General features: G+C 51.8%; 6 protein-coding genes and 1 rRNA gene. 1 reads left to right on the top strand and 6 read right to left on the bottom strand.

Features of this window, described 5'->3' with window-relative positions; genetic code table 11:
- The 6 genes from NQZ67_RS29715 to NQZ67_RS29690 form a co-directional block, all read right to left on the bottom strand.
- Positions 1-124, bottom strand: a 16S ribosomal RNA gene (locus tag NQZ67_RS29715); the annotation flags it as partial.
- A 355-nt stretch (positions 125-479) separates the two neighbouring features.
- Entirely contained in the window at positions 480-905 is a 426-nt protein-coding gene (locus tag NQZ67_RS29710; protein ID WP_257453124.1) for an SRPBCC family protein, read from the bottom strand.
- Positions 906-1,008: 103 nt separating this feature from the next.
- Positions 1,009-1,704: a GDSL-type esterase/lipase family protein gene (locus NQZ67_RS29705; RefSeq protein WP_257453122.1), complete on the bottom strand. Its 696-nt coding sequence runs from the start codon at positions 1,702-1,704 to the stop codon at positions 1,009-1,011.
- 152 nt (positions 1,705-1,856) lie between these two features.
- A complete protein-coding gene (locus tag NQZ67_RS29700) occupies positions 1,857-2,165 on the bottom strand; it encodes a hypothetical protein (protein ID WP_257453119.1) in 309 nt (102 codons plus the stop codon).
- Positions 2,166-2,251: 86 nt separating this feature from the next.
- A complete protein-coding gene (locus NQZ67_RS29695; RefSeq protein ID WP_257453116.1) occupies positions 2,252-4,300 on the bottom strand; it encodes a transglycosylase domain-containing protein in 2,049 nt (682 codons plus the stop codon).
- Between the two features lie 173 nt (positions 4,301-4,473).
- Positions 4,474-5,244: a DeoR/GlpR family DNA-binding transcription regulator gene (locus tag NQZ67_RS29690; protein ID WP_257453115.1), complete on the bottom strand. Its 771-nt coding sequence runs from the start codon at positions 5,242-5,244 to the stop codon at positions 4,474-4,476.
- Positions 5,245-5,500: 256 nt separating this feature from the next.
- On the opposite strand from NQZ67_RS29690, the gene NQZ67_RS29685 reads away from it, so the two are divergent.
- On the top strand, positions 5,501-6,337 hold the full coding sequence (locus NQZ67_RS29685) for an alkaline phosphatase family protein (RefSeq protein ID WP_257453113.1): 837 nt from the start codon (positions 5,501-5,503) through the stop codon (positions 6,335-6,337).
- Positions 6,338-6,513 lie beyond the last annotated feature (176 nt).

The raw sequence follows: 6,513 nt of genomic DNA, 5'->3' as shown, positions 1-6,513 counted from the left end.
GTTACCTACGTGTTACTCACCCGTCCGCCGCTAACCTTACCCCGAAGGGTAAGATCCGCTCGACTTGCATGTATTAGGCACGCCGCCAGCGTTCGTCCTGAGCCAGGATCAAACTCTCCATAAAAGTAGTGTTTGACTTGCTCTAAAACGTTTGTTGCTTTATCTATCATTTCGTTAGAAATGACAGGGCAGTTTCGCTCGTTGTTCAGTTTTCAAAGATCAATGTTATTGCTTTTCTTCTTTGTTCCCGTCCGTTATCTTTCGCGGCCGGAAGAATAATATAACATGAATCGTTTCAATAAATCAACAGGTAATTCATGTTATTTAAATCTTTTTTTCTATCCGAACCGCGTCTCTCGCGGCCGGAGTTATAATATATCATCCTGGCAGCAGCCTTGCAACAGGAAATAATTTACTAATCATAATAAAAGTAAAACGCATCCCTACAAAGGAATGCGTTCATAATCGTATACAACCGATTAAACCGATTCGGCGTAGTTCTTGAAGCTGTCCAGAATGGCCTGCCAGCCAGCCTGCTGCATCTCCACGGCATTACTCTGTTCCGCTTCGAACGATTCGATTACCTTCGTGCTGTCGTCTTGACGAATAAATGAGATTTTCACTTTCCTATCATCGTCCATCGTATAGGAAATGCTTTCGAATTCATTGACCTCGTCGTAAACGCCGCCGAAATCAAATCCGAAGCTGCCGTCCTTGGCTTCCATTCTGGACACGAATTTGCCGCCGGCTCTCAAATCATTCTCCGCATGCGGAGTGTGCCAGTCGTCGGAAGCTTTATTCCACTGTTTGATGTGCTCCGGTTCCGTCCATAATGTCCATACCTTCTCAACCGGGGCTTGTACGATTGCTTCTACCGTAATCAAGACTGGCTTGCTCGCTTCCACGCCAAAACCTCCCATATGTATGAATTCCTATCCATAATACTACGAATTTGACAGGCAGTCGATATGTCTGGCGCTTTAATTGAGGCATCTGAAAAAAAACTTCTTATAATAATGGACGCAGCGCTTCCGCCCAATGATGGTAGCCGCGTTCCGTCAAATGACAGAAATCAGGGGCAGTCTTCTCGGATAACGTGCCGTTCGATTCCAATAGCTTCGGACCGATATCGACAAAGTGATATTGGCGTTCTCTAGCAAGCTCTGCATAATAGGTATTGATTTCGGCAATTATCGCGCGACGAGGATGGTCCGGATATTGCTCCCGCGGAAAAACGGCCATAATAATAATCTTAGCTTGCGGCGCCAGAGCCTCCACCCGATCGCAAATTGCTCGAAGCCCTTCTCCGATCTCCTCTGCTTCATTCGCGCGGGCATTCTCGGTTTCGCTCGTATTATTGGTTCCGATTAAAATAACGACCGTTCGCGGAGACAAGCCTTTCATTTGACCGTGGTCCAGGCGCCAAAGCACATTCTGCGTGCGATCCCACCCAAAACCCAAATTAAGCACCCGAAAGGGGGCAAATACGGAGTTCCATGATTCGGACGCCCCTTCTATCCCTTCCGTAGATGGTTGTCCTCCCCAGAAATGAGTGATGGAATCGCCGATCAAGACCACCTCGGGATCGATCGAGTCCTGCTCCCGAAGCACCTGCTCATGCCGCTCCCACCAATCGTAGCAATCTTCCTCCAGTTTGGGGACCGGAATGACCGCCGTATTCCTGCTATACTGTGTTTGTTCCACCCGTCGTAAACCTCCATTTCGTACATGCTTCTCGTCTTACATTAGGATCATCTTATTGCGTTGTTCTCCTAACGTCAATATGGGATTAGAAACGTTGTTCGCTCTATTAAACGACGAAAAGCCGCATTAGCGCGGCTTTCGGTTGGTTCTGGTTATCCCTCTGTCATATCGGCCCTCAAATCGCTTGCCACTTCGATCATCTTGGGAATGACGGCTTCGTCAGACACGGCTACGTATAAATCTCCCATATAGTGCCTGAAAGGAATGGTTCGCCCGTCAAGATCCCACAGGAAAAAGTCGCCGTCAATGGTCATGGTCGTGCCGTTGCCGGTCACCGTATAGGCAGCCGAATATTTAAAATCGGGTTTTTCCGAGAAATACTGTTTGCACTCCTCCAAAGTAATCGAAGGTTCGGGTGAATCCTCCTGGAACGAACGGGTAATACGGTAACGCTGCGCCATGCTTATTCCTCCAGCTTGTATGGTCTCGATTGCCTTATTATACCCTACTAGGAGAAAGGCTGTGCAACTTTCTTAGCTGATTTCCTTCAATCATTATCGTCTCGATCCTTTTTCTTTTTGTTGCCCTTATCATCGTGCTTGTCGCCTTTTTTATTCTTCTTGTCTTCCTTGACTTTCTGCTTTTCTTTATCCCGTTTCTTCTCTTTCTTCTTGTCATCATCGTCCCGCTCTTCCTCTTTCTCCGAAACGTCGAATTTTTTAACCGCGGGGAACGGGATAACAGGCTGTCCGTCCAAGGCTTGGCTCATGATCTTCTGGAATACGGAGGCTGCCGCCTTCGAGGAAGTCGTCAAATAATGCTCGGAATCCGGATTATCGTAACCCAGCCAAACGGCGCCAACCAGCTGCGGCGTATAACCGACGAACCAATTGTCCGTCGCTCCGTATCCGCTGACGCCGGGCATTTCAGTCGTCCCGGTTTTCCCTGCCACTTCCCTGCCATCGATCGCTGCCGCTGTGCCGCTTCCGTTTTCGACGACGCCTTGGAGCATCGCGGTCATTATATGGGCAATTTCCGGAGACGTCGCCGCTACACCATTCGGCTCGCTGCGCGAAGCAAGCAAAGAGCCGTCGGCTGACTCGATACGAACGATGGCATGGCTGCCCATGCGGATTCCGTCGTTTGCGAACGCTCCGTACGCTTCGGCCATCTGCAGAGGCGAGAATCCGGATTTCGTGCCTCCGAGCGCCAGTCCCAACGTCCGATCCTCATTCGTCAAGTTCAATCCGAACCTCGAGGCGGAGCCGATGGCTTGATCCATCCCGATCTCGTTCAATACCTTGACGGCAGGGATGTTATAGGAATGAATCAAAGCCTCATAAAGCGACACATTGCCATGAAAAGCGTTGTCCGCGTTCCGGGGTTCGTAGCTGCCGAACCGGACCGGTTCGTCAACGACTCGGCTATTCGGCTGGAAGCCGTATTCCAGCGCGGGCGTGTAGACTGCAATCGGTTTGATCGCGGAGCCGGGCTGCCGCCTTAATTGTACGGCGCGGTTGAATCCTCGGAACGGCTGATCCCCTCGTCCGCCGACCACCGCTTTAATCCCGCCGCTCTTCGGGTCGACAAGTGCCGCGCCTGCCTGAATGAGCTGTCCGCCCATGCTTGTAGGGAAATTTCCTTCGTCTTCGAATACTTGCTCCGCGGCCTGCTGCATCCCGGAATTCAACGTTGTGTAAATGCGAAGTCCTCCGTGCAGCACGTCGTTCTCGGTCAAGCCGTATACTTCCACCGCCTCGCGAATCACCTGATCCGTGAAATAGGGATAGAGGATGGCTGCCGAACGATCCGGCTTCGATTCTCGCAGGGATAGAGCTTCCTTCACGGCCTCCTCGTACTGCCGCTGATCCAGGAACCCCTGCTTCTTCATTAAGGAAAGCACGACATTGCGGCGCTCGATCGCCTGCTCCGGGCGTTTGTAAGGAGACAATACGGATGGCGCTTTGACGAGTCCCGCCAACAAAGCCGATTCGGCAACTGATAGCTGTTCGACCGGCTTTCCGTAATAGACCTCCGCGGCCCGCTTGATTCCCCATGCGCCCTCGCCGTAATAGATCTGATTCAGGTACATGGTCATGATTTGATCTTTGCTGTATTTTTGCTCGATTTTCGAGGCGAGAAGCACCTCGTTCCATTTTCGCTTCCACGTTTTCTCATGCGTCAGAAAAACGTTTTTGGCAAGCTGCTGGGTGATGGTGCTCCCGCCTTGAACGGTTGCTCCCGCCGTCGCGTTCCGAAGCATCGCCCGGCCGATTCCCCAAACATCCAGCCCTTTGTGTTCGAGGAATCGTCTGTCTTCTACCGCTATGATCGCGTCGATCAAATGTTCAGGAATTTGTTCATAGGTTACTGGTTCGATTTCATTCAACGAAATGGTTACCGCCTCATGCCCTTTGTCATCGTACAGGACGGTAGCCGCAGGCAGCGGGCGATCCAGCTGCGAAATATCCTGAGCCGCCACCAGCATGCGTATGCCAGCCAAGCCCGAGACGGTAAGCAGTAAACCTGCCAGCCCGATTACAAGCAGAAACTTTCTCCAACGGAAGCTGCTTCGCTTTTTCTTTTGTTTGGTCATGTTCCTCATCTCCGAAGTCCCCCTAGATCATCTATCTCTACCAAATAGCATTCGGAGGCGGAGACCGATTTGGGGCTTTCGGCACAAAAAAAGAAGGCAGCCCGCAATGGGACAGCCTTCAAAAATCCGGTCATCGCACCAACGTAATGGATTTGCAATCAGCCGAATGACTTCTATTCCGCGACCAGCGCTTCGACTCCGAGCGAATGAAGCGTTTCGATCCATTCCTTGGGACAGCCGGAATCGGTCAATAGCATCGAAACTTCCTCAAGCCTCGCGACTCGCGCGAAGGTGGACAACCCGAACTTGGAATGATCCGCGAGCAGAATGGTCTCTTCGGCGCGCTGCATCATTTTTCGGGAGATGGCCGCTTCGGTCAAATGGTAATCGGTTATCCCGTCCGCCAGCGAAATGCCGCCGCACGATATGAACGCCTTGTTGACCTTGAACTGATCCAGCAGCTGATCGGTTAACGGTCCGGTTGCCGCTTGATACGTAGTGTTCATTTCGCCGCCGATAAAAAAGATTTTCCCCTTGAACATTTCCATCGCCTGATTCAAAATCGGAAGCGAATGCGTCATGACCGTTACGTCTGTCCGATCCTTCAAATGGACGAGAATTTCCAGTGTCGACGTGCCGTTGTCCAACAATATCGTTTCGCCTTCCCGAACGAGCGAAGCGGCCAGCTTGCCGATTGCCGCCTTCTCCTCCCGCATCATCTGAGCGCGCTTCAGAAACGGCGGCTCCACGAGCTCCATCCGCAGCTTGACCGCTCCGCCGTAAACCTTCCGGAGCTTGCCTTCCTTCTCCAGCCGGTCAAGGTCCCTTCGAATCGTCTCAGTCGATACGTTCAGAAGCTGCGCGAGACGGTGCGCCTGAACTTTGCCTTCCATCTCGAGCTCGCCTAGAATTGTTACTCTTCGATCCTCAAAAGTTAGCGACATGATCGAAAGCCTCCTTATATGACGACTTGCCTTGTAGTGTTGTGGCATGTTGTTGTCTCTATTAAGTTTAGGCTCATCAAATTCCGCTGTCAACGACTTGTATCGTCAGCCATCCTGCCTGTTTAAAAGTTATTGGAAATGAATCGTTGACACTTGAAGGAATCGCAGTTTACAATAACCACGAACAACAACAACAACAACAACGGTCATCATACAACATCAATTATACAACATTATGTAGAGGAGAGCGATAAACGTGATCGAAAGAGGAGCTTTTCAACGCGTCTTTATTCTTGGCATGGACGGCGCGGGCAGCTTTGCCCGAAACGCAAATGCCCCCCATGTTCATTCATTTGCGGAACGAGGCCTACTTACGTACGAGGCTCAGGCTGTCGTTCCGACCATTAGCGCGGAATGCTGGGGTTCCATCCTTCACGGCGTGAAGCCTGAAGCTCATGGACTAACGAACGAACGCGCGGACAAGTCGAGCTTCCCGGATGACTCCCATCACCCGTCCGTATTCCGTCTCGCCCGCGAAAGATGGCCGCACGCGAAGCTGGCGTCCTTCACCGCGTGGAGCCCGATTAATCGAGGCATCATCGAAGATGGCGCCGGCGTTTATAAAGTCAGCTTGCCCGACGAACCGTTGACTTCCGCCGTTCTGGATTATCTGACTGATAACCCCGACGTGAAATTATTGTTCTTGCAGCTCGACGAGCCTGATGGAGCCGGGCATCGGAGCGGCTACGGCGCCGATTCTCCCGAATATTTGCAAGCGATCGAACAATCGGACCGGCTGATCGGGACCATATTGGCCAAGATCGAGGAGCTCGGCCTCGCCGGGGACAGCTTGGTTATGGTCGTGACGGACCACGGCGGCGGCGGCATAAGCCGCAACGATCACGGCAGCGATCATCCTCAGGACAAGACCGTATTCTGGGGCTGCTCTGGACCGGGAATCGAGCCCGGCACGGCCGTCCCGGAGATGACGATTACGGATATTGCGGCAATCGTCGCTTACGCTCTCGATTTCGATGCCCCGGCGCATTGGGACGCGAAGCTGCCTGCTTCGATTTTCGGACATGGCCGGTAACGAAGCGCCTGTGCTTCCGCAAGATATGCAAAAAAGGAGCCGTGCGCTGTGCGAGGCCACTGAAAAAGTCCATCTCATAGAAAAAGGTACAGTCATTCAATTAAATTGAAGAGGCTGTACCTTTTTTTCTGTATAATTGAGTCATAACGAAAAGCAGGTGAGTGCGGATGATTAGG

The sequence above is a fragment of the Paenibacillus soyae genome, assembly GCF_024623455.1.
GTDB classification, from domain to species: domain Bacteria; phylum Bacillota; class Bacilli; order Paenibacillales; family Paenibacillaceae; genus Pristimantibacillus; species Pristimantibacillus soyae.
This window is presented reverse-complemented; position numbering and strand designations above follow the sequence as displayed.

Bases quoted from the DNA above. Each gene is read 5' to 3' on its own strand.
- NQZ67_RS29690 (WP_257453115.1), bottom strand. From the start codon at position 5,244: ATGTCGCTAACTTTTGAGGATCGAAGAGTAACAATTCTAGGCGAGCTC.
- NQZ67_RS29700 (WP_257453119.1), bottom strand. From the start codon at position 2,165: ATGGCGCAGCGTTACCGTATTACCCGTTCGTTCCAGGAGGATTCACCC.
- NQZ67_RS29695 (WP_257453116.1), bottom strand. From the start codon at position 4,300: ATGACCAAACAAAAGAAAAAGCGAAGCAGCTTCCGTTGGAGAAAGTTT.